Here is a 25,993-nt window from a genome sequence, read left to right on the forward strand (position 1 = left end):
ATCCGCGCCGTTGCAACCAGCGGCTGAACGGCCAGCCTCCGCGCCTGGCGCTGTGCCGACGGAAGTCGGTGGCGACGGCGTCGACCACGGCGGGGACGCCGGCCGCGGCGCACAACGCCTCGGTGAGTTCGTCGGCGGCTGACCGGTCGACGGTGACCTCGCCGTCGGCGACATGCTCGCGCAGGCGGACGACCTCGCCGGTCAGATCGGCGAGGAGGCGCCGCTGGGCCGCAGTGCGCTCATGGACGACTCCCGCAAGCGCGGCTGCCACGTCTTCGACGCCGATCCCCCGCGCTGCCGACACCGCCAGAATCTCGACATCGCGCAGGCCGTCCTTGTCGAGCAGCCGGCGCAGATCATCGACGCACTCGGTGACCTGGTCGCGCGACAACCGGTCGATCTGGTTGAGCACCACCAGGCTGACCGCACGGTGGCCGGCCAGCGTGCGGATGTACTCCTCGTGCAGCACCGCGTCGGCGTACTTCTGCGGGTCGGTGACCCAGACGAGCACGTCGGCGTGTTCGATCACGCGATCAGCCTCAGCGCGGTGCTGAGCGACGCGCGAGTCGAAGTCGGGCAGGTCCAGCAACAGCAGGCCGCCCAAGTCACGGCCACGACGCGCGTCCAACGGCACCTGGTGGCGGCCGGCGACCTGCAGCCGGTCGAGCAACTCGTCGCTCGGCTCGTCACCCCACATCGCCGCGCTCGGCACCGACGTCGTCGGTCGGCGAGCGCCGATGCGCGAAACGGGTTCTCCGACAAGGGCATTGAACAGACTGGACTTACCGCTCCCGGTTGCACCGGCCAGGGCAACCACGGTGCGCGATCCGATGTCAGCCGTGCGCGTGGCGACCTTCCGCTGCACCTCCCGAGCGCGTTCGACCTGATCGGCGGGCAGGCGTCCGCCGCCGGATTCGATCGCCTCCCCCAGGGAACGGCTGCGGCGCAGCAGGTCGGTGTTGGTCACCTCACCGGACCGGATGAATCCGGTGGAGCGCGTCGTCGTCATCGGGCGGCCTTCACTTCGGAAATGGCAGCCCCGAGGTCGGACAGGCAACCCTCCGGGGCATATTCGTGCAGGACCGCCTCGAAGCGCGAGCCCTCGGCGGCATACAGCTCGGTCGCCCGATCGAGCAAGCGATCACGCACGCGGGCAGCCAGCGCGGCCGCGGCGGTCTCGCCGTAGACCGACTCCAACAACCGCTGCGCGAGTATGGCGGAGCCCCCAGTCGCACCTCTGCGAGTGCCGTCGGCGCCGGCATTGGCGGAGAAGGCGACGAGCATCAGCAGCACCGACATGCCGTCGGCGCCGAACGCCACGAAACGTGGACTGAGCCTCGTGTCCCCTGCCTGGTCGCGTGCCAACCCGCGGATCTCGTCGCGCCAGGAACGCACCAGTTGGTCGACCTGATCACCGAACCCGCTTGACACCGTTGACAACTCGCTATGGGCTTCCACCAAGGCAGCGCCGCCGGGTGCAGCACGCCAGGCGCGTGCAGCGCCCAGGGCCGCTGTTTCGGCTCGCGTCACGAGCAACGCACCCAGCCCGGCCTGTAGCGCCGCACCGACCTCGTCGACGGGCTGCCGGTGGTTGCGGCCACGGAGCATCGCCGCAACCCGGTCACGCACCGAGCCGGTCCCGCCGTCCAACTGCCTCAGGGGTTCACCGGTGCCGACATACTCCTGCCAGCGCGCGAGCGCCTCACCACGCAGCAAGGATCCGTCCCGTATGCCGACCGCAACCTGCTCGGTAGCCGCGGCATACGCCTCGTGAGCCAAACGCTGCAGGTTCTGTACGCCGTCGCGCTGCGCCTGCGCGGCGGTCATCAGATCGAGCACCCTGCCGTCGAGCGAGTCGACGGCACCTTCCAGAGTGCGACGGATCACGATCGTGCGGGCGTGCGTGTCAGCAGCCAAGGAGTTCAGCCAGCCCACAATGCGAGTGACCTCGGCACGCGGCAGCAGACCGTTGCTGCTCAACGCGGTTTCGGCGATGGCGAAGACCGGTGACTGGCCGAGGCCCTGCTCCATGAGCATCCCGGCCAGATCGGCACGCACCTCCTCCATCGCATCGAGCGGGACCCGGTCGAGCACGACCGCGACCGACGTGCCACGGACGGTCGCCTGCTGCAGCAACTGCCACGGCACCGCATCGGCGTATCGCACCGCCGTCGTCACGAACAGCCACAGGTCGGCTGCCGACAACAATTGCCTTGCCAATGTACGGTTTTCGGAGTCGACCGAATCGATGTCGGGGGCATCCAAGAGTGCAAGACCGGCGGGCACACTCTCAGAGGCGATCAGGCGCACGGTGCCGGGGTCTCTGGTCTCGGCGGCGTCGGTCACCCGCGCCAGGCCCGGCAGCACGTGGTCCCCGGCAAACCACTCGCCGTCTGCGGGGTGGTGGATCAGCGTCGAGGCACGCGTCGTGGGCCGCAGCACGCCGCTGCGAGAGGCCTGCATGCCGACGATGGAATTGACCAGAGTCGACTTTCCAGCGCCCGTCGACCCGCCGACGACCGCCAGCAGCGGCGCGTCGAGTGCGGCAGCGCGCGGCACGACGTAGTCGTCGAGTTGGGCGAGCAGTGCAGCGCGGTCGCGTCGGAGTCGGTCGACCTTGGGCATCTGCAGCGGCAGCCGGGTGGAGTCGATGCCGTCACGAAGCGCATGCAATGCCGTCAGCAGGCGCACACCATCGACTTCGTCCGACACCTGCACAGCATTTCGCGTCCGGAGCGGCAACGGCAACTTCAGGGCCGACGGGATGCCTGCGACATCAGCCTCGCGGGTCGCCTTAGACTGAACTTCGCCGCCGTGGCGGCCGTGTCCGCCCCCGTAGCTCAGCTGGATAGAGCAAGGGCCTTCTAATCCCTAGGTCGCGTGTTCGAGTCACGCCGGGGGCACTCATCAGCCCCCTGACCTGCAGTGATGCAGGTCAGGGCACCGTCACCAGAGCTGCCGATCATCACAATGTCTACCGGCCGTATGGCGATCGGCCGATCCGGACCCACTGTTGTCAGCACGTGCCCGCTCAGGTGCGGGCAGTCGCGCGCCCGAGTCCGGCGCGTGCTGCTCGGCGGACGTCCTCCGTCAGCGCGGTGAGGGCTGTGCCCTCCAACCGCCACCGCTGCCAGAACAGCGGCACGTCGAGATGGCGACTGCCCGGCAGCGGCGCCACCTCACCGGCCGCCACACCGGACTTCAATTGGCCTTCCGGGAGCATGCCCCAGCCCAGACCGCACCGGATCGCCTCGTAGTAGTCGGCGGCGCTCGGGATCCGGTGCACGATCACCGGAGGGTTGGCTCGGATGGCGGCATCCTGCAAGTGGTCCTTCTCATTGAAGACGACGACGGGCATCCGCGCGCGGTCCACTCCCTTGCCGCGGCGATACCGCTCGATGAGGTCTGGAGCAGCGGCGGGCCGGTAACGCAACGAGCCGAGCGGCTCGACGACGCACCCCTGCACCGGCTGCGGCTCGGCCGTCACTGCCGCGAGCACCTCACCTCTGCGCAGCAATTCGTCGGAATACGCCTGGTCCTCGATGTGCAGCCGCAACGCGGTGCCACCGCGTTCGGCGACGGCTGCCAGCACCGGCCGAAACCACGTCGCCAGCGAGTCCGCGTTGACGACCACGGCGAGTTCGACGACACCGTCACTGTCGAGTTCGGCCGCGGCCTCATCGTCCAACAGGCGCAACTGACGTGCCAGTCGCAGCACCGGTTCACCCGCATCGGTCACGCCGACCGGCGTGGTGCGGCGCACGAGCACCTGACCGGCGGCGGCTTCCAGCGCACGCACCCGCTGGCTCACGGCGCTCGGCGTCAGGTGCAGCCGGCGTGCTGCCGCGTCGAAGGTGCCCTCCTCGACGATCACCCGGAGGGTCTCAAGCTGAGCATGATCGAAGCGCATCGCACCAGTGAAGCAGTATTTCAGATGCTGTAAAAACATTCGCTGGTCTGATGTATGAATCCGAGCACAGAATCGTCGGATGATCGCCGCTGCCGTCGCCGGATTTCTCACGGGCCTGTCGTTGATCCTGCCCATCGGTGCCCAGAACGCGCACGTGCTCCGCCAGGGAATGCTGCGAGCGCACACCGGCTCGGTCGTTGTCGTCTGCGCCGCCTCCGACCTCGTGCTGATCGCTGTGGGAGCCGCCGGAGTGGGCACTGCCGTCGAGCACGCGGGCTGGCTGCTGGAAGCAGCCCGGTGGTTCGGCGTCGCCTTCCTCACCTGGTACGCCATCGGCGCGTTACGTCGCGCGGCCGGCACCGAACACCTCGTCGCGGCCGAGGAGGTCGCCACCTCACGACGCCGCGTGGTCGGCCGCACTCTGGCGCTGACCTGGCTGAACCCGCACGTCTATCTCGACACCGTGCTGCTGCTCGGCTCGCTCGCCGCCACCCACACCGACGTCGCGGGCGGTCAATGGTGGTTCGCCGCGGGCGCCGGGGTCGCCAGCATCGCGTGGTTCACCACCCTCGGGTTCGGCTCCCGCGCCCTGTCTCCCCTGCTGGCCCGGCCCAACTCATGGCGGGTGCTCGAAGTATTCGTAGCAGCGACAATGCTTTTCGTCGCCGTCCGTCTCGCCCTCGAGTGAGCTCAATCGTGCATCCGTATGACGCCGCCCGCCGTGATGTCTCACGGTCGAGGCTCACCGACCGGCTTGCTCCGCACGGTCGACGTAATAGCGGTAGAGCGCCGTGTCGAGGAACTGCGTGCGTCGCTCGCCGACCAGCGCCAGCAGCTGCAGCTCGGTCTGCACAGTTCGCCGGTCGTGCTGGCCGCGGTGCAACCGCGCCTGGATCATGGCCAACTCGCTGCCGGCCTCCTGGAACTCCCGCATCTCACGCTGCGCCTGTTTGCCACCGTGCCGTTCGGCCCACGCCTCGGCATACCGACGCTCACGTACCGATGCCAGCATCTGGACCTCCTGCGGCGTGAGGAGTCCGCGATCGACATACGTGCCGAGATGTATGCCGATCATCCGGCCTTCGTGCCGTCGCGCGAGGACGATCAGCGTCATGAACCCGACGAACAGCGGCAGCTGCAAGGCGATGTAGAAGATGAGCCAGCCGCGCTGCGAAAGCACCGCGCCGACGTTCCACAGGAAGTGCAGGCCGACCGCTGCCGACCAGCCGACGACGGGCGCGCCGATCCGCAACCACCAGCGGGCCGTCGTGACGGCGACGCCGATGCCGATGCCCGTGCAGATCGTGAACATCGGGTGGGCGAACGGGCTCATCACCACACGCACCAGGAAGGTCGAGAAGAGTCCGCGGTCCCCGGAGTCGGCGTAACCGCCGGCCAGATAGACGATGTCCTCGACGGCCGCGAAACCCGCCGCGCTGAGGCCGGCGTAGACCATCCCGTCGACGATGCCGTCGACCTCACGACGACGCCACAGCAACAGCAGCAGCGGCCCCAGGGCCTTCATGGATTCCTCGACCACGGGCGCCACGAAGACGGCGGCTCCGGTGTTCTGCGTGTGTGTGGGGTCGAACAGGTAGCTGCCGACGTCGTTGAGCACGACCGCGCCCAACGTTGCGATGCACGCACCCCACGCGAAGGCGCAGATGAGCATCCAGGTCGGCTCACGCTCGAACCTGTCCAGCCAGAGGAAGACCGGCACCACGATGCCCACGACGACCAGCGACAGCACGAAGCCGAAGACGGTCGCCGTCACTCCCGATCGGCTGCCGGTGATGAGCAGCATGGCGACGCCACCGCAGCCGAAGAAGACAATGCCCAGCGCGATGAACAGCCACTTGCGCAGGACGGGTCGCCTGTCGGCACGCGGCACCAGAAGGACACCGCGCCCCCGATGCGACCCCGAAGGAGCCGGTTCGACCGACGACATCACGCACCGAACCTTATGCTGCAAAACCTCGCACGCCCTGCATCCGACCTGCCGATCGGCGGGTCCCAGCGCCTACAGTGTCTGATCGTGACTGACGACAAGGCAACCACTGACCGCATCATCTGGATCGACTGTGAGATGACAGGGCTGAGCCTGACCGACGACGCCCTGATCGAGGTGGCCGCGCTGGTCACCGACTTCAATCTGAACCAGCTCGGCGACGGTGTCGAGGTCGTCATCCGACCTTCTGACGAGGCTCTGGCGCAGATGGACGAGTTCGTGCAGAACATGCACACCACCAGCGGGCTGCTAGACGAACTCGCGTCCGGTATGACGATGGCCGACGCGCAGGAGCAGGTTCTGGCATACATCCGCGAATTCGCTCCGGAGGCCGGCAGGTGGCCGCTGGGCGGCAACACCGTCGCCACCGACCGGGGGTTCCTGGCCCGCGACATGCCCGAACTCGAGGCGCACCTGCACTACCGGATCATCGACGTCTCGTCGGTCAAGGAACTGTCGCGCCGGTGGTACCCCCGTGCGTACTTCAACGCCCCCGCCAAGCACGGTGGCCACCGCGCACTGGCCGACATCCGTGAGTCGATCGACGAGTTGCGCTACTACCGCGAGGCCGTCTTTGTGCCGCAGCCCGGTGTCGACACCAACACCGCCAGGGCGATCGCGACGAAATACTCCTCGCCGGAGTGACCGTTCGCTGCGCACCGCGCAGGGTGGTCAAGAGCACCCTCAGGCAGCCTGTACGATGGTCCGCGCTGCCTCCTGCGGGAGCGCACGCATGGTGGGTGTAGCTCAGCTGGTAGAGCGTCGCGTTGTGGTCGCGAATGTCGCGGGTTCAAGTCCCGTCACTCACCCCATGCGAAAAGCCCCGGATACCGTTGGTATCCGGGGCTTATCGCTGTCATGGTCCATTTTCGGCAGGCGCACGTAACCGTAAATTTGCGGATATGCGCACCTGCCGGAGTGTTCGGACTCGGCGCCGCTCAGCGACGGCGTGCGGCATACCAGGCGTCCCGGCGACGCTTCTGCTCCGCAGCGATCTCCTGACTCAGGGCACTCGGCTGGGGCCGGACGGCACTGCTCGCGGACACGTCGGCGGCGGCGTGCTCGGACACGGACTTACCCGCTCCTGCTCTCGTGCCGGATGTCGTTGCCGCGGCTGTTTTGTCGCTCTTGCGCGACAGCATCGCGTGGAATCGCGAGCGCCGCTCGGCGCGCTCGGCGGTGACGGCGTCGCGTTCGGCGCTGACCGGCGGATCGTACTGAGCACGCATACGCTCGACGGCATCCCAGCGCTCCTGCCGGGTCAGGTGCTCCTCCGCCTCTTTGCGGGCCTGCTCGGCCTTGTGCTCGCGCTCCTGCTGCTCCTTGCGGACCTTGGCCTCCTGCCGGTCCAACCGGTCACGCACCTTGCGCTTCTGCGTCGCCTCCAGCAACGCGGCATCGCGGCGGCGCAGCCGGGCCTCCTCGATTGCCGCCTCGTCGGTCTGCGGGTCGTATGTCACGGTGCGTCCAGCCTTTCGGTCGTGCGAGGTGAGCAGTGCGGAGCCGCCGGGCCGCGGCGTGGTGGCATCCCTCGGCCCCACCAAAGCGACCTGCCCGTCGGCGACTGCGTCCGGATCATTGTCGCGCCCGCCCCGCACCAGCGCGGCATGGCCCGCCGCCCGTGCTGGACGGCCATAGGTCGCAGCCGCCTCGGGGCCGGCCGCCTGCCGCAGTGCCTGCAAGCGCAACTCGTGGGCTGCGTCATACAGCTCGGCAGCCTTGACCTGCTTCTTTGCGAAATTCCCGGAGTCCTTGGGCGGCAACAGGATCAGCTCTTCGGCGGGCAGACCGGACTTCAACTGACGTGTGCGCAGCAGTTCGGCGTCCACCTCGGCACCGAAGAGCATCGCGATGTTCGTGACATAGAGCCACAGCATGAACATGACGGCGCCGGCCATCGCGCCATACGTCTTCTGGTAGCTCGCGCCCTTGGTGAGACCGAAGTAGGTGACCAGCGCGAAGGAAGCGACCACCCACACCACGAAGCCGATGAACGCCCCCCAACTGGCCAGCGACCGGGCGCTCTTGCGCACGTTCGGCGTGGTCCAGTAGAGCAAGCCGATGATCAGCACGACGATGGCGACGACGAAGGGCCACTTCGCGATGTCCCAGATGTCGACGGCTCGACTGGGGATGCCGACCTGAGCCGCGATCGACGAGGCGACCTTTCCGGTCGTGACCAGCGCGAACATCGCGATGATGATCAGCACCATGTCCACGAAGGTCACGAACAGGAAGAACGGCTTGCGCCGCCAGGTCGGACGACCCTCCTGGATCTCATAGATCTGGTTGAGCGCCTGGCCGAATCCGTTCACATAACCCGACGCCGACCACAGTGCGCCGAGGATGCCGACCGCCAATGCGATGCCACCACCGCCGGTGGTGTTGACGCTGTCGATGAACGACCTGATGTTGACGATGAGCGAGTCGTTCTCCGGCTTGCCCATGATGTTCGCCACGATCGTGATGATGCTGTTCGTGGTCTGCTTGCCGTTGCCGAAGATGTTGATGAGCGACAGCAACGCGATCAGCCCGGGGAACAGCGACTGCAGCGAGTAATAGGTCAGCGCTGCTGCCTTGGTGGTGCACTGGTCGCTGGAGAACTTGCCGGTGGCACGTTTGAGAGCCACCTTCCAGTCCGGTTTGGCGGGTGCATCGGGCACGTCTTCGGCCGGACGTTCGACGTCGTCGTCCAGCAGTTGCAGCAGCGTCATACGTGCTCATCCTTCGGTCGGGACGGGTGCTTGGTGTTCCGGCGCTCTTGTGATGAAACCTAGCGCGGACGCGGCGAACAGGGACTCACAGCAGCGGGTGAGGGGGTTGGGCCAGCCGATTTTTGGTCTGCCGCACCTGCCTGCTAATGTCTTCCCTCGTTGCGCCAATAGCTCAATTGGCAGAGCAGCTGACTCTTAATCAGCGGGTTCGGGGTTCGAGTCCCTGTTGGCGCACCAAGCACGGAAGGCCCGGATCACTGTGTGGTCCGGGCCTTTCGCACACGTATGACGATCCGTCGCCGTGGTGCCGCTGTCCAGTTGCACGCCGGTCTCGTCGGCTGCCGCGACAGCGGTTTCAGGACGTCGGCAGCGTGAAGGTGCGGGGCACGGCCTTGGTGGTCGGAGTGATCGTCAGCTCGGTGAACAGCAGGCCTGCGGCCGTGTGCGTGGGCTTGGACAGGGTCAGGCTCACGGGCCCCAGGTCGTGGGTGCCCTTCACGTAAGTGCACACGGGCGAGCAGTCCTTGCCCATCAGCGTGCCGGAGCCGATGCCGTCGTCGGCATCCCAGGCGCTCCACTGGACGTCCTGGATCTGCTGCGTGCCACCCACACAGGACAGGTCGATCGTCGCAGGCAACTGTGCCGACTTCGCGGCGGCGGCGCCGGTGCAGGTCACGGAGGGCAGTCCCGCAGCCGAACTCGCGGCGCCCGCAGGTACCGAGGACTGCGACGATCCTGAGCCCGAACTGCCGCATCCGGCAAGCAACATGGCGGCGGCCGCGACGGACAGGCTTCGGCGAAGGACTCGAGTGCGCATCGAAGCGAACTCTTTACCCGCGCGGCATGGCGAGTCAAACCGGCCTGCGCCATACCGACCCCACGGCGAGGTCCCAGGGAGCGCCGGGCAGACTGAGATCTGTGCGTGCACTAGCCAAGACCAGCGCCGGTCCGGGCCTGGAGCTGATCGATGCTCCCGAGCCGACCGTCGGCCACGGAGAAGTCAAGATCAAGGTATGGCGGGCCGGATTGTGCGGCACCGACCTGCATCTGGAGAGTTGGGACGACTGGGCCGCTGCGACGGTGCAGACTCCGCTGATCATCGGCCACGAGTTCTACGGCGAAGTCGTCGATGTCGCCGACGACGTGACCAGTGTGCGGGTGGGCCAGCGTGTCTCCGGCGAAGGCCACGTGGTGTGCAACGAGTGCCGCAACTGCCGCGCCGGCCGACGCCAGCTGTGCATCCGCACCAGCTCGGTCGGGGTCAACCGCAACGGCGCGTTCGCCGACTACGTCGTCATACCTGCTTCCAACGTCTGGATCCAGCCAGACGATCTCGACCCCGACGTCGGTGCGGTCTTCGACCCGTTCGGCAACGCGACGCACACGACGCTGTCATTCCCCATCGCCGGGGAGGACGTGCTGGTGACCGGCGCCGGCCCCATCGGGGTGATGTCGGCTGCCATCGCCAAGCACGTCGGCGCACGTCACGTCGTCGTCACCGACGTGAGCGACTACCGCCTTGAGCTCGCCAAAGCCGCCGGAGCGGACGTCGTGGTCAACGTCGCCCGTGACCGGATCTCCAGCGCCCAGCAGCAGCTGGGGATGAGAGAGGGCTTCGACATCGCTCTGGAGATGTCCGGCAACGCCGCGGCGGTGTCCGAACTCATCGACAACATGAACCACGGCGGCCGCATCGCGATGCTGGGTCTGCCGGCCGAGCAGTTCGCGATCGACTGGGGCCGCGTCATCACGCACATGCTCGCGATCAAGGGCATCTACGGCCGGGAGATGTACGACACGTGGTACGCCATGAGCGCGATGCTGCAGTCGTCTGCCGCGCTCGAAGCAGCCGTGAAGTCGGTCATCACCCACCGCTTCCCGGCCGAACAGTGGGCCGACGCCTTCGCGGCCGCACGGTCCGGTCAGTGCGGCAAGGTCGTCATGGATTGGAGCCAGAACTGATGTACGCCAACAAGGACGCCCTCCTCACCGAACTCGCGGGCATCGAGGACGCCGGTCTGACCAAGCACGAGCGCGAGCTCACCTCACCGCAGTCGGCGCACCTGAGCACCAGCAGCGGCGAGGCGATCAACTTCTGCGCCAACAACTACCTCGGTCTGGCCGACCACCCGGAGGTCGTCTCCGCCGCGCGTGCGGCGCTGGACGACTGGGGGTTCGGTATGGCGAGCGTCCGGTTCATCTGCGGCACCCAGAGCCAGCACCGTGACCTGGAGCGCGAGATCGCGGCCTTCGTCGCGACCGACGACGCGATCTTGTATTCCTCCTGCTTCGACGCCAACGGCGGCATCTTCGAGGTGCTCTTCGGTGCCGACGACGCGATCATCTCCGACGAACTGAACCACGCCTCACTCATCGACGGCATCCGGTTGTCAAAGGCGCGCCGGTTCCGTTACAAGAATGCGGACATGACCGACCTGCGGGCACAGCTGGAGGCCGCGCGCGAGGCGGGCTCCCGGCATACGGTCGTGGTGACCGACGGGGTGTTCTCGATGGACGGCTTCTACGCGCCGTTGGACGAGATCTGTGATCTGGCAGAGGAATTCGGCGCTCTGGTCATGGTCGACGACTCGCACGCCGTCGGCTTTGTCGGCGAGGGCGGACGTGGCACTCACGAGCTCAAGGGCGTCATGGACCGCGTCGACATCGTCACCGGGACCCTCGGCAAGGCTCTTGGCGGCGCGTCCGGCGGGTATGTCGCGGCGCACCAGGAGATCGTCGACCTGCTGAGGCAGCGCTCGCGCCCTTACCTGTTCTCGAATGCGGTGGCGCCTTCGGTGGTTGCCGGTTCGCGCAAAGCCCTTGAGCTTGCTGCGAATTCAAGTGACGGGCGGGCGCAGCTGACCGCGAACAGCACACTGTTCCGCGAGCTGATGACCGAGGCCGGCTTCGAACTGCTGCCCGGCAGCCACCCGATCACGCCGGTGATGTTCCCCGGTGAGGACGGCGCGCGTCAGGCCGCACAGATCGCCGACGCGATGCTGGCGCGTGGGGTCTACGTGATCGCGTTCTCGTTCCCGGTGGTGCCCAAGGGCAAGGCTCGCATCCGCGTGCAACTGTCCGCGGCGCACAGTGAGCAGGACGTGCGCGACTGTGTACGTGCGTTCTGCGAGGCACGCGACGAGGTCGTCGGTTCCACTTCTCAGGCCGACCCACCCGGGCGAGTCCGGCCTCGCCCGTCCTGACCCGACTTGAGATCGGTCAGAGGTAGAGGCCGGTGTTGCCGGCGTCGACACGTTGCGCGGCGACCGCGTGCAGGTCGCGTTCGCGCAGCAGGATGTAGTCCTTGCTCTGCAACTCGACCTCGGCGCGGTCTTCGGGGTCGAAGAGCACCCGGTCACCGAGTTGCACCTGACGCACGTGCTGGCCGACAGCGACGACCTCGGCCCAGGACAAACGCTTGCCGACGGAGGCGGTGGCAGGGATGACGATGCCGCCGCCGGACTTGCGCTCGGCGACTTCGCCCTCGGCGGACACCAGCACTCGGTCGTGCAGCATCCGGATGGGCAGGTTGCGCGCGGCCGCCTCAGCCACGTGCGCGACGCAGCAAGCCGAGCGCCAGCAGCGTGACGGACACTCCGCCGAGCACCTTGCCGAGCTTTTCGGTGTTCAACTGACCGTCGGGGGTGTGCGTGAGGTCGTTGGCCTTGAGTTTGACGTCCTCCACGGACCGCTTGGCCAGCTCTTTGGGCTGCGCACGGAATGCGAGTTCGTCGACGGTGCTGGCCAGTCGTTCGCGGGTGGCTGCGAGGTCGGCCTCGATCTCCTTGGCGGAGCGGGCTGAACGCTTCGTTGCGGCCTTGTCAGCCATATGTGTGTCTCCCTCGGGTTGCGTCGCGAAAAGCTCGGCTCGCCTGAGACGATAACGCAGGTAACCCGCTTCGCAACCAGGAGGACAACCAATGCCCCGTCTCGAATCCGGTGACCTCGCACCCGACTTCACCCTCACCTCGGACACCGGTGACACCGTCGGCCTCTCCGACTACTCGGGACGCCGCCTGGTGATCTTCTTCTACCCGGCCGCGATGACCCCCGGGTGCACCAAGGAGGCGTGCGACTTCCGCGATTCGCTGACGACCCTCACCGACGCCGGGTATGCCGTCGTCGGCATCTCCCCCGACAAGCCGGAGAAACTCGCGAAGTTCGTCGAGAAGGAGTCGCTGACCTACCCCCTGCTGTCGGATCCCGACAAGCAGACCCTGGAGGCGTACGGCGCGTATGGCGAGAAGAAGCTGTACGGCAAGACCGTGGTCGGCGTCATACGTTCGACCATCGTCGTCGGCACGGACGGCAAGGTCGAGTTGGCGAAGTACAACGTCAAAGCGACCGGTCACGTGGCGATGCTGTCCAAAGCACTCGGATTGGTATGACGGCTGCCGCCGCGCACCCCGGGCGGGCGACGCGCTGGGAGCAACAAGCACACCGCGGGTATGGCGATCGCTTCGCGCAGCTGATCGCTGACGAGGTCGACATCGACGGTGAGGCTAGGCTCGCGGACACGCTCGTATCGCGTGGCGCGACCATCCTGGATGCCGGCTGTGGCATGGGCCGGGTTGCCGCCGCGATGCGGGCGCGGGGCCATGCGGCATACGGCATCGACCTCGATGCGGCCCTGCTCGACCAGGCGCGAAGCACCTTCGCCCAGTTGCCTGTTGCGCAGGTGCGACTGGATGAGGTTTCGCCGGATTCGCTTGCTGCACAGGGGTTTCCGACGGCATATGATCTCGTCGTCTGCGTCGGGAACGTGATGGTCTTCCTGGCTGACGGCACCGAGCAGGACGTGCTGCGACGGTTGCGGTCGGTGACGGCGTCCGGCGGACGGATGCTGGTCGGCTTCGACACCGACGGCGGGCCGAAGGGCTCACGGAGATACCCGACCGGCGAGTTCAACCGTGACGCGGAGGCAGCCGGGTGGCAGGTGGAGTCACAGTTCGCGAGTTTCGACCTGCGTCCGCGCACATCTGACGACGGCGGCTTCGTCGTGACGATCCTGGCTTCAGCCGGCTGAGTCGTATGCATTCGCTCGATCCTTAGTCGGAAGACTGCTCAGGGAGATGCGCCAGGGTGCCACATACGACCGAGTGCATCGGCGGAGAATGGGCGTACTGTGTACGCCAACTCCTCACCGGGCAGCGCCACGTCACGGCGCAACAGATGACTCGAACTGTAAGTCGCGCAATGGGCCGGAACCATCGTCCCTCCAGGACTGTCAATGGCGAATGGACGCAGTCATATCTGCGCCGTTACGAGCAATTCGTTATCCGGGCCGAAGCCGGGGTTGCTTCGTATCTGACCGGATGCCCTCCGTGTGACGCTCATGATGATGGCCTCGAAGCTCGGGACCGGTTGGAGGTCCTCATCGTGCGCGGCGGCCGCCGAGGGCGTCGGGTTGCGAAGGAGGTTGCGCGGTTGGACGTGCGCTTCCGCCGCGCGACAGTGCCGAATCCGCAGGTTCGTAAAGGCCAATGGTGGCGAGCTCGTCATCTTGACTGAACCGATGGATGATCCACAGCTGCGATTGGGAAATCGCTGGCCCGTGCTTGCATCGGAGATACGAGAGGCTCTCCGCACCGAAGGCGAGAGCGCGCTCGCCGACCAAGTGGATGCACTCCTCGTGACGTCTCCCTGCGGATGCGGTGACACGTGCTGCCAGAGCTTTTACACGGAACGGAAGCCGGACGAGGCCTACGGACCGGGGCACCGGAGCGTGCCGCTCCGTCCGCCGCACTCGTGGATGTTGATCCTGGATGTAGTCGACGACCGCATCGTCCATGTCGAGGTGCTGTTCCGCGAGCCGCTGAACTGAACGAGTTGCTCGTCACTGCCAGACAGCCCAAGCACTCGGGTCGTGGCTCCGGAGCCGAACGTCATAGACTCACGTTCCGCGCGGCCGTAGCCCAACTGGCAGGAGGCACGGGTTTTAGGTACCCGACAGTGTGAGTTCGAATCTCATCGGCCGCACCACGAGTCAGTTGTACGAGCCCGCCCGCACGAAAGGTGGCAAATCGGTGGACGCATTTTCAATCGTGTTCCGGATCCTGGCGGACGGCGTGGCTGGGCAGAACGGCCTACAACGTGTTGGCTACCTACGCTTCCTTGGCGACCCAAACTGCGGCGCCCGTATCTCGATCACGCTGCCGTGAGCGACTACTCGCCTCTGAAAGAGGCCCTTCTTGATCTCGGGCTTGAAGATCTGATTGCGTTGCCAGAGATCGCTTCGACACCCGAAGTAAGCATCGTGCTCGACTCTGCGCGAGACGCCGTGGAAGACATCGCAGCGGCTCTCGTCGAGTTGCTTCACGAGGGTCGCATCCGGGCCTGGGCCGCTCTTTGGTCCCAAGAGCCGCGCCTGCTCGGCGATCAAGCAGCCGAACGGCTGCTCCGCGATCTTCGGCGGTACTCGTTCCTAAGCGACCCAGTGGAAATGGAGCGCGTCTACTACGTCAATGTCGACAATCTGCGTGCTTGACCTGCCCGCATTTCGCGGCATCCGCGGTTGTCCTCCAGCCGCTTCATCGTCACTACCGGGGGCGTGCCTGTTTCTGCTCTCACAGACTCACCGTCGTGATCAACAGTTGAAAAAGGCGTCTTTTTGACCCGTCGTGCGCTCGCCCGGGCGGTTCGCGGCGGCGGCCAGGCTTCTTGGCCTTGCGGTCTTGGGGCCGCGCTGATATGACCGCTGATCGAACCAGCTGGCTTACCGCACGTCGCAGCTATCGAGAACGACCCGACCACCATTGAATGATCCACCACATAAACCGTCTAATTCAGCTTCTTCCAAGGAATCGACGATACAACTCTCGCATCATGACCGACGTGTCCGACAGCATCCAAACTTCTCGTGAGAATCTTTCACCCAAAACGAGATCAGTGAAGACATATGCGCTGATTTTGTGCCTCTTCTACGCCGTTCCGTTGCTCGTGATTTTCGGGACATCACTCCCAGCATGGACGCCACTTTGGATCCGTTTACTAGTTGTCGCAACAGTCCCCGTTGGAATGCTCGCGATATTCGCGACATTCCTTGTGCGCAGACTTCGCTTAAACCGTAGACATGGGAAGCCGGTCAAACCGGATGTCATCGAATCACTGCAGTCGCCACTACTGATTACCATAGCGTATTTACTGAGCCTGAGCGCTTTCTTTGTCGGCACGCTCACTATTAGCTTCACGATATCCAACAACGGACTGGGTGATGTTCAGACTATTGCGGCAACTGCCGTGCAGCATGGGGGCGATGGGACTGACCAACACAATCGGGTGACCTACGTCGTTGGCGGCAACTCTTACACGATCACAACGAACGATAGTGTGCAGGTCGGAGATGATGTTGCATACAATCCGTCCCACCCGTCACGCGCAGAAATGTACTCGGACTGGAATGATGAAGACAACCCTGGCGGAACAGTCGCCATCCTCTTCTTCCTTGGATTTGGCTTCGGCATCATTGCGGTAGTCGGACTGTATGCTCACGTTAAAAATCGACACAATAAAGACCGCCTCCAGCGAAACCGAATTACATCGATTAAAATGCACTATGGGCGAGCGCATTACTGGGTCGTTCGCTTCGAGGACAAAAAACGCGCAAGATATGGCGATACGCCGTCGGCTCGACGGGCGATTCGTGCCCAACTGACCGGAGAAGCAGCACAAGCGCTGAAGCCACGAGACGCAGATCTGCTCAACACTGACGCCTGACTTCGCTCGACTCAACGCACGTTGGTCTCGCTCGAACGATCTGCTCATGCCCCTAACGCCGAGGCGCCGACGGCAGATCCGATGCAGTCGCGACGCCGAAGACGTGTTCGCCGACGAGATTGATCGCGCTCAACACCAGCAGCACGACGCCCAAGACCAGCTCGCCAACGACCACCAGCAGGACCGCCGCCACAGCGAACAACACGAATTTCAGTGCCAGTAAACGCAATCCGGCCAGTCGACGCGAAGCGCGCGGGGCGGCGAACCGCGACCAGATGACGATCGCGATCACCGGCAGCAACACACCAAGCACCACCGCGAGCACGTCGCTGTTGCCCGCGACCTGGTCGCCGGCAAACGCCAGGCTCGCGATCAGCGCGAGCTCCAGCAGGAAGCTCAGTGCCAGGTTCGCCTGCCGCATGAGCTCAACCGGCGAGCGCCTTCTCGATCGGCGCCGCCAGCTTGGCCGGCTTGGTCGTCGATCCAAACCGGTCGATCACAGCCCCGTCGCGGCCGACGAGGAACTTGGTGAAGTTCCACTTGATGCGGCTGCTGCCAAGGGCGCCCTTGGCCTGCGAGCGCAGCCAGGCGAAAAGCGGGTGCGCGTCGTCGCCGTTGACGTCGACCTTGGCGAAGATCGGGAAGGTCACCCCGTAGTTGCGCTCGCAGAACGACCCGATCTCCTCGGACGTGCCAGGCTCCTGCCCGCCGAACTGGTTGCAAGGGAACCCCAGCACCACCAGCCCCTGGTCGCGGTAGGTCTCCCACAACTGCTCGAGTTCCTTGTACTGCGGGGTGAATCCGCACTGCGACGCGGTGTTGACGACGAGCACCACCTTGCCGTCATACGCGTCGAGCGATTGGGGGCTGCCGTCGAGCAGTTCGGCGGAGAAATCCTGCAGCTGGGTCACCGTGCATCCTTTGCGGCCGTGTCGTCAGGGCTGTCGTGTGATGATTCGGCGCCGCGGGCCGATCGGATCGGTATGCCGCGCCAGGTCGTCAGTGACGAGTCACCAGGTGGAGCGCAACTCCCGCAGCATCTCCTCGGTGGCACCCAGCCCGATCGACAGGTGCCCCTCCCCCGGACGCAGGTGCTTCGTCGCACCCGGGACGTTTGCCGCAAGCCACTGACCGTGCGCGAACGGCACCATCAGGTCCGCGTCCCCCTGCCAGACGAAGACCGGCACCCGCAGGTCGTCCAGCTCGAAACCCCACGGCCGCACGAATGCCAGATCGTCGTCAACCCAGCCGTCGACGCCGTGCTCGAGACCGTCGGCGAAACTCGCCGCAACCTCCTCACCGACCTCGTCGGTGACGACCGCCTTGTCGATGGGCGGCAGCAGCGAATCCATAGCAGCGACAATGCCTTCCGGGGTCGCATCGACCAGCTCCCCACGCATCGGCTCGATGAACTCGCGCAGGTCACCCTCCCCTCTCGTGGCAGCGGCGAACTCCACCAGGTTGTCCTCACCCATCCCGTCCAGGAAGTCCAAACCGTCCGCGCTGTATGGCGCAACGCCGGCGATCGAGAGCACACCCGTGACCCGCTTCGGCAACAACGCACCGGTCGCGAGCGCGTGCGGTCCACCGCCGGACCAGCCCGCCGTCATACAGCGCTCGGCTCCCAGGTGATCCAGGATCGCGGTGACGTCGTCGGCGATGTCGGCAACAGATCGCCCCGGCCTGCGGGTCGACACCCCGTAACCCGCTCGGGCGTAGGTCACGAGTCGCATCCCGAGTTCGCCGGCGACGTCGGCCATCGCGCGACGCGGCAGCACCGAACCGGGCGTGCCGTGGTGGAACACCACGACCGGGCCGTCGTCAGCGCCGGATATCTGGATGTCGAGACTACGGCCGTCAGCCAGCGGGATCAGCGTCATACCGCACAGCCTGCCACCTGCATCCCGGCGAGGGCATCGGTTGTGCTCGGATCAGTCGACGGTGACGGTGATCGAGTCCAGGCCCGTGGACCCGTTGGGTGCGGGCGGGGCCTGGACGCTGGTCTGGACCTCACCGGTGTCGCTCACCGCGCGCACCGCGATGGTGTGACTGCCCTTGGTGGCCGGCCATTCGTAGACCCACTGGCGCCACGCGTCGATCGTCGCGTCGGTGCCGAGACGGGCCTCCTGCCAGGCGCCTCCGTCGACCTGCACCTGCACGCTCTTGACGCCGACGTGCTGATCCCAGGCGACACCGGCGACGGCGACCGTGCCGGCCTTCACGTGGGTGCCGCTGGTGGGCACGTCGATGCGCGAGGAGATCTTGACCGGGCCCATCGCCGACCAGCCGCGCGGCGTCCAGTAGCCCATGTCCTTGGCGTAGGTGGTGACCTTCAGCTCGGACAACCACTTGGTCGCACTGACGTAGCCGTAGAGCCCTGGCACCACCAGGCGCACCGGGAAGCCGTGCTCGGCGGGCAGCGCTTCGCCGTTCATCGCGACGGCCAGGATCGCGTTGCGGTTCGGGTCGGTCATCGCCGACAGCGGTGTGCCCGCGGTGAAGCCGTCGACGCTGGTCGACAGCACCATGTCCGCACCCGTCTGCGGTCCGGCTTGTGCAAGCAACTCCCGCACCGGCCAACCCGTCCAGATGGCGTTGCCGTTGAGGTTGCCGCCGACCTCGTTCGACACGCACATCAGGGTGACCATCGCGTCGATCATCGGCTTGGAAAGCAAGGTGTCCCAGTCGATTTCGATGTCGTGATCGACCATTCCGGTCACCTTGAGGGACCAGCTGTGCGGGTCGACCTCGGGCACCGTCAGAGCAGTGTCGATCCGGTAGAACTGATCGCCGGGCACGACGAAGGGCGTCACTCCCGGTACCCCGACGGAGGCCCCGGCGGGCACGGTCACCGGTTTGGCGACCTTGGGCAGCACGAAGGCGGCGCGCGCCTGTTCGACCGCGCGCGCACCACTGCTGAGCGCCCGCCCGGCAAAGCCGCCGAGCGCCGCGGCAACAGCGCCGCCCGCTCCGAGGATCAGCACCCGCCTGCGGTCGTATGACGACATCTGCGCCGGCGCCGGATTGACGACGAGTTGCAGTCGCCACCAACCGAGCATGAGCAGACCTGCCACCGCTCCGATGAGCAGCGGGAAGACGTCGATGAAACCGGCATGGGGTCGGGTGGCGACCGCCAGTGCGGCCACTGCGACCAGCGCGACGAAGAGCACGAGTGCAACGGCGTAGTGCCGCTCACTGATCCAGCCGATCACCAGGCTCGCGACGAAGAGCACCACAGCGATGCCGCCGAGCAGCACCTTCTTGTCATTGGTGCCGAAGTTCGAAGTCGCGAACTCCTTCAGCCACAACGGTGTGTGATTGATGAAGGCAGAGCCGACGGCCAGCACCGGTGAAGGTGTGCCGCTGCTCCAGCCGAAGCGTTGCACGAGACCGGCAAGAAGTTCGGCGACACCGATCGTCACGACTCCGGCGATCAGTCCGCCGACCACAGCAAGAAGGGTGCGGTGCGGCGGCGGCGCCGGATCGGCGACGACTGGACGTGTTGCGGTTTCGATCACCATTTCAGTGTCACCCCGCTGTATGTGAAAGCGATGCCTCAAATCCTTACGGTTTGAGGACATCCACCAGGTCGGGCTGCAGCAACCGCAGTGCCGTCCCTCTGTGCGAGATGGCGTTCTTCTGTTCATCGGTGAGTTCGGCCAGCGACCTGCCGTCCGGCAGCTCGAAGATCGGGTCGTAACCGAAACCGTTGGCGCCACGCTGGTTTCGGGTCAATCGGCCGTGCAACTCACCGAACCGGACCCGCTGCATGCCGTCCGGCAGCGCAAGCACGACACAGCAGGTGAAGTGCGCCGCGAGGCGCTCGACGGGCACATCGCCGGTCTGCGCCAGCAGCAGGTCGATATTCGCCTGGTCGGCGCCGTGCACACCGGACCAGCGCGCCGAGAAGACCCCTGGGCTGCCACCGAGCACGTCCACCGACAGACCGGAGTCGTCGGCGATGGTGGGCAATCCGGTGGCGCGCGCCACCGCGTGCGCCTTCAGCGCGGCGTTCTCCTCGAAGGTCACGCCCGTCTCGACGACGTCGTCGACGTCAGCGAAAGACCCGACCGACACCACGTCGACGCCGGCCAACTGCGGGACCTCGTCGACCAACTGCTGCATCTCGCGCAACTTGCCGGCATTGCGCGTCGCGAGCACCAGCGACGTCATACCTGACGGTCTCGGGCCGGGGCATCCAGCGCCTGCTGCTGCAGCGCGGTGAGATCGGCGATGCCCTTGGCGGCCAGACCCAGCAGTGCGTCCAGCTCACTGCGGTCGAAGGGCGCGCCCTCGGCGGTGCCCTGCACCTCCACGAAGCCGCCGGCGCCGGTCATGACGACATTCATGTCGGTTTCGGCCGTGGAGTCCTCCGGGTAGTCCAGGTCGAGCACCGGCTGCCCGGCGACGATGCCAACGCTCACAGCGGCGATCGAACCGGTCAACGGCTCGGCCTTCTTGGCGATCAGGCCCTTGGCGCGAGCGTCGGCCACAGCGTCGGCAAGCGCGACATACGCGCCCGTGATGGATGCCGTGCGGGTGCCACCGTCAGCCTGCAGCACGTCGCAGTCGACGACGATGGTGTTCTCGCCAAGCGCCTTGGTGTCGATGACAGCGCGAAGGCTACGGCCGATCAGCCGGGAGATCTCGTGGGTGCGGCCGCCGACCTTGCCCTTGCGGGACTCGCGATCGGAGCGGGTGTTGGTGGCACGCGGGAGCATCTCGTATTCCGCGGTGACCCAACCGGTGCCCTTGCCCTTCAGCCAGCGCGGCACACCCTCGGTGAACGACGCCGCCACCAGCACACGGGTCTTGCCGAATTCGACCAGCACGCTGCCTTCGGCGTGGTCCAGCCAGTTGCGGGTGATGCGTATGTCGCGAAGCTGGTCGGGTGCGCGGCCGTCGTGGCGCGTGGCGTCTGTCGTCATACCTCACAGGGTAGGAGCGCCAATCACAGCTGCGAAAAACGGGGACCCAAGGCGGCACTTCCCGCGTCATACCTAAGCTGACACCATGGGCCCGGGGCGGCCCACCTGACAAGGAGCTCTTCATGGGGTTGATGGACAAGATCCGCGGCGAACTCGTCGACATCATCGAGTGGGTCGACGACTCGCACACCGCGCTGGCGTGGCGCTTCCCGCGCTACAACAACGAGATCAAGAACGGCGCCAAGCTCATCGTGCGCGAGGGGCAGGAGGCGGTGTTCGTCCACAACGGCCAGCTCGCCGACCGCTTCGGCCCGGGCATGTATGAGCTCACCACCGAGAACCTGCCGATCATCTCGACGCTGCAGGGCTGGCAGTACGGCTTCAACTCGCCGTTCCGCAGCGAGGTCTACTTCATCAACACCCGCCCGGTGACCGACTTCCGTTGGGGCACAGCCAATCCGATCACGGTGCGGGACCCCGACTTCAAGATGGTGCAGGTGCGCGCCAACGGTCTGTGCGTCGTGCGTGTGGTCGACCCGGCGATCTTCCTGCGCCAGGTGATCGGCACCGACAGCCAGGTGCAGGTGGAGGAGATCGGCGAACTGCTGCGCCGCGTCATCACCCTCGCGCTGGCCGACATGGTCATGCAGACCGGCCTCGGTGTCATCGATCTGCAGGGCAAGCAGGTCGAACTCGCCGACAAGCTGCGCGATTTCGTCGCCGCACGAGTCGACGACGAGTACGGCCTGGGTATCGACTCGATCACCATGAACATCTCGCTGCCCGACGAGATCACCCAGGCAATGACCCGCGGTGTCGCCAAGGGCGTCGAGGCGTCCGGCTTCACGAGCAACATGGGCGACATGCAGCGCTATCAGCAGGCGATGGCTGCACAGGCGATGGTCGATGCGGCCGGCAATCCCGGCGGGGGCGCCATGGGTCAGATGATGGGCGCCGGCATGGGAGCTGCGATGGGTGCGGCGATGGCCGGGCAGGCCGCCGGGTCGCTCGCCGGCGCACCTGCCGGGACTCCCCCGCCGTTGCCGGGTGGCAAAACCTTCCACGTCGCCGTCAACGGCCAGCAGCAGGGCCCCTACACCCTCGACCAGTTGCGTTCCGCCGGGCTGACACCCACCACGATGGTGTGGAGTGCGGGCATGGCCGACTGGGCAGCAGCGTCGAGCGTTCCGGAGCTCGGGGCGTTGTTCCAGGCGCCTCCGCCGCTGCCACCGCAGGCACCGCCGGCCCCGCCCGCCGCACCCTGACATGACCGACGACGCGCCACCGCCGCTGCCGGACCACCCGGTGGCGGCGGAGTCCGCCGACGCTGCGCAGCCCGGCCCGCCTCCGGTGCCTGCTCGGCACCCGGTGCCGGACCGGCTGTCGGAGCCGGGCGCGATGCCCGAACCGGCAGGTATGCCGCAGCCGCCTCCGTTGCACGACACCGCGATGCTGCAGAGCACCGAGGTCACCCGCACCTACCCGTGCCCGTCGTGCGGTGGGTCGCTGGGCTTCGATCCGCAGGCACGTCAGCTGAAGTGCCCTGCCTGCGGACGCCTCGAGGCGCTGGCTCCGGTGGCCGGGTCGATCACGAAGCGCGATCTGGCCAGCACGATGCAGCACCTGGCCCAGCATCGCGGTGAGCAACACCAACATCAGCTCGGTCGCGAGGTCGTGTGCCAAAACTGTGGCGGCACAACCGCTTTCGACGGCACGCTCACCGCGACCCGGTGCCCGTACTGCGCTACGCCGATCCAGCGCGACGACCTGCAGACCGCGCCCGAGCGGTTGCCGATCGACGGCGTGCTGCCGCTCATGATCGGCGAGAAGGACGCCCGCGAGCGCATCAATGCCTGGATCAACGGTCGCTGGTTCGCGCCCAAGGAGTTCAAGAAATACCGCGAGATCGGCTCGTTCACCAGCATCTACCTCAGCTACTTCACGTATGACGCGACGACCACCACGCAGTACACCGGCATGCGCGGCGAGGACTACACCGTCGAGGTGGGCGACGGCGACAACCGGCACACCGAAACCCGCACGAACTGGTGGCCGACCTCGGGCACGGTCGTCAACGACTTCCGCGACCTGGTCGAGTTGGCCAACACCGGTCTGGACGAGCGCAAGGTCGACGCGCTCGAGCCGTGGCCGTTGCAGGAGGCGCAGCCGTACTCCCCGCAATTCGTGGCTGGTCACCTCAGCCGCACGTATGACGCGGACGCCGGCCAACGTTTCGACGACGGCGCGCGCAGCAAGATCGAACGCGAGGTCGACCACACCATCCGCCGCGACATCGGCGGCGACCAGCAGCGCATCACCAGCCGCGAGATCGGTTACAACTCGCTGGTGTTCGCGCAGCTGCTGCTGCCGGTCTGGTTGCTGACGGTGACCTTCGAAGGGCGCCCGTTCCAGGTGTTCATCAACGGCGCGACCGGCGAGGTGCAGGGCCAGCGGCCGTGGAGCAAGGTGAAGCTGGCGTTCGCCGTGCTCGTGGCGGTGATCGTCATCGCGGTGGTTGCACTGATCTACAAGAAGGTGCACGGGTGAGCACGTTCGACGACAGCGACGACTTCGAGATCTACGGCAGCGACGGCGCTGAGGTGGCCGAGATCCGTGTGCAACTGCGTGCCGCGCTGACCGACGCCATGCATGAGCGGGACGCCGCGGCGGTTGCGGCATACCGCAGTGCACTGGCTGCACTCGACAACGCGGAGGCGGTGCCGTGCGACGAGCGCGCCGGCGCCATCGAGGATTCACCGGGGAGTGTCGGGGCGACCGAAGCGCCACGACGTGTCCTCACCGGGCACGAGGTGCAATACCTCATCGCTCGTGAGGTCGACGAACGCGAGGCCGCGGCTGCGTCATACGACAGGTTGGGTCAGCCGGACCGCGCCCAGCGGTTGCGCGACGAGGCGGACGCGCTCACACCCTGGACCACCTGAAATCCGCCTCACTCAGTCAGCGAAAGTCGTTGCGACACAAGAGGTTCAGAGCACGTATGTCGCGCCCGGCTGTGCCAGCTCGACGTCGCCGGGCCAGACCAGGTCAGCCTCTGCGCGGCATACCTCCGGGTCGTTCCACGGCGGGATGTGGGTGAGCATCAGCCGTTTGACGCCTCCCGCCAACACGGCCGCGGTGGCGGCGCGGTGGCCCGACAGGTGGATGCCTTCGACATCGTCACGGTCCTCGCAGAACGCCGAGTCCGACAGCACCAGATCGGCTTTCGTCATCAGCGGGGTCAGCGCGGCGCAGGTGTCGGTGTCACCGGTGTAGGCCAGGGTGCGCCCGTCGGCCTCGACGCGCAGCCCATACGCCTCCACCGGGTGATTGACCCGCAGCGGCGTGATGCGGAACGGGCCGATCGTGAACACCTCCGCGTCGGCCAGGTCGCGGAAGTCCATCTCGGGACGCAGCAGTTGTGCGTCGCCCGCCTCGTCGTCGCTGACGCCGGAGGCTCGTGCCGCACGCAGATCGGTGCCGCGGGGGCCGTAGATCGGCAGCGCCGCCTCGGGTGCGCCGGCCGGGTCATAGCGCAGCATCACGTGCAGGCCGGACAGGTCCGCGCAGTGATCCGGGTGCAGGTGCGACAGGACGACGGCGTCGACGTCACGCGGGGCCAGGTGTCGTTGCAACTCGCCGAGGGCGCCATTGCCCAGGTCCAGCAGAATGCTCCAGGTGCGGCCGTCGAGGTCGGCCTGCACCAGATAACAGGAGGCGGGCGAGTGCGGCCCGGCATACGACCCCGAACACCCCACGATCGTCAGTTTCATGACACTCCTGCCTCCACCCCGACGTGGTGGAAGTTGTTGCGGAAGACGTGGTCGAACTCCGGGCCCAGCCCGAGGAAGCGCCGCGAGAGCCGACGGAATTCCTCCGGGTCACCGGTCGTGGTGAACGAATGCCCTGGCGGCGGCAGGTGATCCGGGCGCAGCAGGTCGGCGTCGGCGAGCACACGGTAGAGATCCTTGGCGGTCTCCTCCGCCGACGACACCAGCGTGACCTCCTCGCCCATGACGTAGGAGATGACACCGGTCAGCAACGGGTAATGCGTGCACCCCAGAACGACGGTGTCGACCTGCTGATCCTTCAACGGTTGCAGGTAGTCGCGCGCGCAACCGATCAACTCTGCTCCCCCGGTGGTGCCGCGTTCGACGAACTCCACGAACCGAGGGCACGGCTCACTGGTCACGAACAGGTCGGGCGCAGCGGCGAAGGCGTCGACGTACGCGCGCGACTGGTGCGTGCCGCGTGTCGAGATCACACCGACTCGCTGGTTGCGGGTGGCACGCACGGCACGCCGCACGGCCGGGCGGATGACCTCGACGAGGGGCACGTCATACCGCTCGCGCGCGTCGTGCAGCATCGCGGCCGAGGCGGTGTTGCATGCGATGACCAGTGCTTTGACACCGTGGGCGACGAGGCGGTCCAGGCACTCCAAGGCGTAGGCCCGGGTTTCGGCAATGGGCCGCGGGCCGTATGGCGCGCGTGCCGTGTCACCGAGGTAGGCCACCGACTCGTGCGGCAACTGGTCGAGCACCGCGCGGGCGACGGTCAGACCGCCATACCCGCTGTCGAAGATCCCGATCGGCGCGTCAGACACAGCCGACAGCCTAAGCCCGCAGACGGATGATGATGTGCCGGTCTCTCCGGACGGGGTGAGTGCCGGACCTCGGCGAATGACGACGTCCGGGTCCGTCAGTTGCCGCTGCGCTCACAC

The 25,993-nt window shown here is 66.5% G+C and carries 29 protein-coding genes and 4 tRNA genes; 17 read left to right on the forward strand and 16 right to left on the reverse strand.

The window, feature by feature from the left end; all coding sequences use genetic code 11:
* Together BKA23_RS15705 and BKA23_RS15710 are read right to left on the reverse strand one after the other, a co-directional pair.
* Window positions 1-1,009, reverse strand: a 1,009-nt coding sequence (locus BKA23_RS15705) for a GTPase (RefSeq protein ID WP_211841764.1), incomplete at its 3' end; no start/stop codon positions are given.
* Window positions 1,006-2,712 carry a dynamin family protein gene (locus BKA23_RS15710; protein WP_246104703.1) on the reverse strand — a complete coding sequence of 569 codons (1,707 nt, stop codon included), beginning with the start codon at window positions 2,710-2,712 and terminating at the stop codon, window positions 1,006-1,008. The genes BKA23_RS15705 and BKA23_RS15710, both read right to left, overlap by 4 nt.
* Window positions 2,713-2,829: 117 nt before the next feature.
* On the opposite strand from BKA23_RS15710, the gene BKA23_RS15715 reads away from it, so the two are divergent.
* Window positions 2,830-2,903: transfer RNA gene (locus BKA23_RS15715), tRNA-Arg, on the forward strand.
* 128 nt (window positions 2,904-3,031) lie between these two features.
* Here the strand turns inward: BKA23_RS15715 and BKA23_RS15720 are convergent.
* A complete protein-coding gene (locus tag BKA23_RS15720) occupies window positions 3,032-3,910 on the reverse strand; it encodes a LysR family transcriptional regulator ArgP (RefSeq protein WP_145230239.1) in 879 nt (292 codons plus the stop codon).
* A 79-nt stretch (window positions 3,911-3,989) separates the two neighbouring features.
* On the opposite strand from BKA23_RS15720, the gene BKA23_RS15725 reads away from it, so the two are divergent.
* Window positions 3,990-4,598, forward strand: a complete 609-nt coding sequence (locus BKA23_RS15725; RefSeq protein WP_145230241.1) for a LysE/ArgO family amino acid transporter — start codon at window positions 3,990-3,992, stop codon at window positions 4,596-4,598.
* 54 nt (window positions 4,599-4,652) lie between these two features.
* Here the strand turns inward: BKA23_RS15725 and BKA23_RS15730 are convergent, their stop codons facing one another.
* A complete protein-coding gene (locus BKA23_RS15730) occupies window positions 4,653-5,801 on the reverse strand; it encodes a PrsW family intramembrane metalloprotease (RefSeq protein WP_170226628.1) in 1,149 nt (382 codons plus the stop codon).
* Between the two features lie 144 nt (window positions 5,802-5,945).
* Between BKA23_RS15730 and orn the strand changes: the two genes are divergently transcribed.
* Together orn and BKA23_RS15740 are read left to right on the forward strand one after the other, a co-directional pair.
* A complete protein-coding gene (orn, locus tag BKA23_RS15735) occupies window positions 5,946-6,563 on the forward strand; it encodes an oligoribonuclease (protein ID WP_425473782.1) in 618 nt (205 codons plus the stop codon).
* A 91-nt stretch (window positions 6,564-6,654) separates the two neighbouring features.
* A tRNA-His gene (locus tag BKA23_RS15740) sits at window positions 6,655-6,730 on the forward strand.
* A 126-nt stretch (window positions 6,731-6,856) separates the two neighbouring features.
* Here the strand turns inward: BKA23_RS15740 and BKA23_RS15745 are convergent.
* The gene (locus tag BKA23_RS15745; RefSeq protein ID WP_145230247.1) at window positions 6,857-8,632 is read right to left on the reverse strand and encodes a YihY/virulence factor BrkB family protein; all 1,776 of its coding nucleotides are present in this window, start codon (window positions 8,630-8,632) and stop codon (window positions 6,857-6,859) included.
* Window positions 8,633-8,793: 161 nt separating this feature from the next.
* Here BKA23_RS15745 and BKA23_RS15750 point away from each other — a divergent pair.
* Window positions 8,794-8,869, forward strand: a tRNA-Lys gene (locus BKA23_RS15750).
* 118 nt (window positions 8,870-8,987) lie between these two features.
* Here BKA23_RS15750 and BKA23_RS15755 read toward each other — a convergent pair.
* A complete protein-coding gene (locus tag BKA23_RS15755; RefSeq protein WP_145230249.1) occupies window positions 8,988-9,449 on the reverse strand; it encodes a hypothetical protein in 462 nt (153 codons plus the stop codon).
* Between the two features lie 101 nt (window positions 9,450-9,550).
* Between BKA23_RS15755 and tdh the strand changes: the two genes are divergently transcribed.
* On the forward strand, window positions 9,551-10,594 hold the full coding sequence (gene tdh, locus BKA23_RS15760) for an L-threonine 3-dehydrogenase (RefSeq protein ID WP_145230251.1): 1,044 nt from the start codon (window positions 9,551-9,553) through the stop codon (window positions 10,592-10,594).
* Window positions 10,594-11,835 carry a glycine C-acetyltransferase gene (locus BKA23_RS15765; protein WP_145230529.1) on the forward strand — a complete coding sequence of 414 codons (1,242 nt, stop codon included), beginning with the start codon at window positions 10,594-10,596 and terminating at the stop codon, window positions 11,833-11,835. The genes tdh and BKA23_RS15765 overlap by 1 nt, the downstream gene beginning before the upstream one ends.
* A 16-nt stretch (window positions 11,836-11,851) precedes the next feature.
* On the opposite strand, the gene BKA23_RS15770 is transcribed toward BKA23_RS15765, so the two are convergent.
* Together BKA23_RS15770 and BKA23_RS15775 are read right to left on the reverse strand one after the other, a co-directional pair.
* Entirely contained in the window at window positions 11,852-12,148 is a 297-nt protein-coding gene (locus BKA23_RS15770) for a GroES family chaperonin (RefSeq protein ID WP_145230531.1), read from the reverse strand.
* Between the two features lie 28 nt (window positions 12,149-12,176).
* On the reverse strand, window positions 12,177-12,461 hold the full coding sequence (locus tag BKA23_RS15775) for a DUF3618 domain-containing protein (protein WP_145230253.1): 285 nt from the start codon (window positions 12,459-12,461) through the stop codon (window positions 12,177-12,179).
* Between the two features lie 91 nt (window positions 12,462-12,552).
* Between BKA23_RS15775 and bcp the strand changes: the two genes are divergently transcribed.
* From bcp to BKA23_RS15810, 7 genes are all read left to right on the forward strand, one after another.
* Window positions 12,553-13,020 (forward strand): thioredoxin-dependent thiol peroxidase, encoded by a 468-nt coding sequence (gene bcp, locus BKA23_RS15780; RefSeq protein WP_145230255.1) that lies wholly within the window; start codon window positions 12,553-12,555, stop codon window positions 13,018-13,020.
* Entirely contained in the window at window positions 13,017-13,658 is a 642-nt protein-coding gene (locus BKA23_RS15785; protein ID WP_145230257.1) for a class I SAM-dependent DNA methyltransferase, read from the forward strand. Before bcp ends, BKA23_RS15785 begins: the two co-directional genes overlap by 4 nt.
* 489 nt (window positions 13,659-14,147) lie before the next feature.
* Window positions 14,148-14,456, forward strand: a complete 309-nt coding sequence (locus BKA23_RS15790) for a hypothetical protein (RefSeq protein WP_211841765.1) — start codon at window positions 14,148-14,150, stop codon at window positions 14,454-14,456.
* An 80-nt stretch (window positions 14,457-14,536) separates the two neighbouring features.
* Window positions 14,537-14,614, forward strand: a tRNA-Leu gene (locus tag BKA23_RS15795).
* Entirely contained in the window at window positions 14,587-14,793 is a 207-nt protein-coding gene (locus tag BKA23_RS15800; protein WP_145230259.1) for a hypothetical protein, read from the forward strand. Before BKA23_RS15795 ends, BKA23_RS15800 begins: the two co-directional genes overlap by 28 nt.
* The gene (locus tag BKA23_RS15805; RefSeq protein ID WP_145230261.1) at window positions 14,790-15,119 is read left to right on the forward strand and encodes a hypothetical protein; all 330 of its coding nucleotides are present in this window, start codon (window positions 14,790-14,792) and stop codon (window positions 15,117-15,119) included. The genes BKA23_RS15800 and BKA23_RS15805 overlap by 4 nt, the downstream gene beginning before the upstream one ends.
* 338 nt (window positions 15,120-15,457) lie before the next feature.
* The gene (locus BKA23_RS15810) at window positions 15,458-16,348 is read left to right on the forward strand and encodes a hypothetical protein (protein ID WP_145230263.1); all 891 of its coding nucleotides are present in this window, start codon (window positions 15,458-15,460) and stop codon (window positions 16,346-16,348) included.
* 52 nt (window positions 16,349-16,400) lie between these two features.
* On the opposite strand, the gene BKA23_RS15815 is transcribed toward BKA23_RS15810, so the two are convergent.
* The 6 genes from BKA23_RS15815 to rph form a co-directional block, all read right to left on the reverse strand.
* Window positions 16,401-16,769, reverse strand: coding sequence for a DUF2568 domain-containing protein (locus BKA23_RS15815; RefSeq protein WP_145230265.1), 369 nt, complete (start codon window positions 16,767-16,769; stop codon window positions 16,401-16,403).
* A gap of 4 nt (window positions 16,770-16,773) precedes the next feature.
* The gene (locus BKA23_RS15820) at window positions 16,774-17,259 is read right to left on the reverse strand and encodes a glutathione peroxidase (RefSeq protein WP_145230267.1); all 486 of its coding nucleotides are present in this window, start codon (window positions 17,257-17,259) and stop codon (window positions 16,774-16,776) included.
* Between the two features lie 99 nt (window positions 17,260-17,358).
* Window positions 17,359-18,228: an alpha/beta fold hydrolase gene (locus tag BKA23_RS15825; RefSeq protein WP_145230269.1), complete on the reverse strand. Its 870-nt coding sequence runs from the start codon at window positions 18,226-18,228 to the stop codon at window positions 17,359-17,361.
* Between the two features lie 51 nt (window positions 18,229-18,279).
* Window positions 18,280-19,869: a molybdopterin-dependent oxidoreductase gene (locus tag BKA23_RS15830; protein WP_170226630.1), complete on the reverse strand. Its 1,590-nt coding sequence runs from the start codon at window positions 19,867-19,869 to the stop codon at window positions 18,280-18,282.
* 43 nt (window positions 19,870-19,912) lie between these two features.
* Window positions 19,913-20,521, reverse strand: coding sequence for an RdgB/HAM1 family non-canonical purine NTP pyrophosphatase (rdgB, locus tag BKA23_RS15835; RefSeq protein WP_145230271.1), 609 nt, complete (start codon window positions 20,519-20,521; stop codon window positions 19,913-19,915).
* Entirely contained in the window at window positions 20,518-21,276 is a 759-nt protein-coding gene (rph, locus tag BKA23_RS15840; RefSeq protein ID WP_145230273.1) for a ribonuclease PH, read from the reverse strand. Before rph ends, rdgB begins: the two co-directional genes overlap by 4 nt.
* Before the next feature lie 122 nt (window positions 21,277-21,398).
* Here rph and BKA23_RS15845 point away from each other — a divergent pair, with 122 nt between their 5' ends.
* Genes BKA23_RS15845 through BKA23_RS15855 form a run of 3 tightly spaced genes read left to right on the forward strand, consistent with a single transcriptional unit; the run spans window position 21,399 to window position 24,218 of the window.
* Entirely contained in the window at window positions 21,399-22,541 is a 1,143-nt protein-coding gene (locus BKA23_RS15845; protein ID WP_145230275.1) for an SPFH domain-containing protein, read from the forward strand.
* A gap of 1 nt (window position 22,542) precedes the next feature.
* Window positions 22,543-23,823 carry a hypothetical protein gene (locus BKA23_RS15850; RefSeq protein ID WP_211841766.1) on the forward strand — a complete coding sequence of 427 codons (1,281 nt, stop codon included), beginning with the start codon at window positions 22,543-22,545 and terminating at the stop codon, window positions 23,821-23,823.
* Window positions 23,820-24,218 (forward strand): GatB/YqeY domain-containing protein, encoded by a 399-nt coding sequence (locus tag BKA23_RS15855; protein WP_211841767.1) that lies wholly within the window; start codon window positions 23,820-23,822, stop codon window positions 24,216-24,218. The genes BKA23_RS15850 and BKA23_RS15855 overlap by 4 nt, the downstream gene beginning before the upstream one ends.
* 45 nt (window positions 24,219-24,263) lie before the next feature.
* Here the strand turns inward: BKA23_RS15855 and BKA23_RS15860 are convergent, their stop codons facing one another.
* Both BKA23_RS15860 and murI read right to left on the reverse strand, forming a co-directional pair.
* Window positions 24,264-25,046, reverse strand: a complete 783-nt coding sequence (locus BKA23_RS15860; RefSeq protein ID WP_145230277.1) for an MBL fold metallo-hydrolase — start codon at window positions 25,044-25,046, stop codon at window positions 24,264-24,266.
* A complete protein-coding gene (gene murI, locus BKA23_RS15865) occupies window positions 25,043-25,876 on the reverse strand; it encodes a glutamate racemase (protein WP_145230278.1) in 834 nt (277 codons plus the stop codon). Before murI ends, BKA23_RS15860 begins: the two co-directional genes overlap by 4 nt.
* Window positions 25,877-25,993 lie beyond the last annotated feature (117 nt).

The sequence above is a fragment of the Rudaeicoccus suwonensis genome (assembly GCF_007829035.1).
Classification (GTDB): domain Bacteria; phylum Actinomycetota; class Actinomycetes; order Actinomycetales; family Dermatophilaceae; genus Rudaeicoccus; species Rudaeicoccus suwonensis.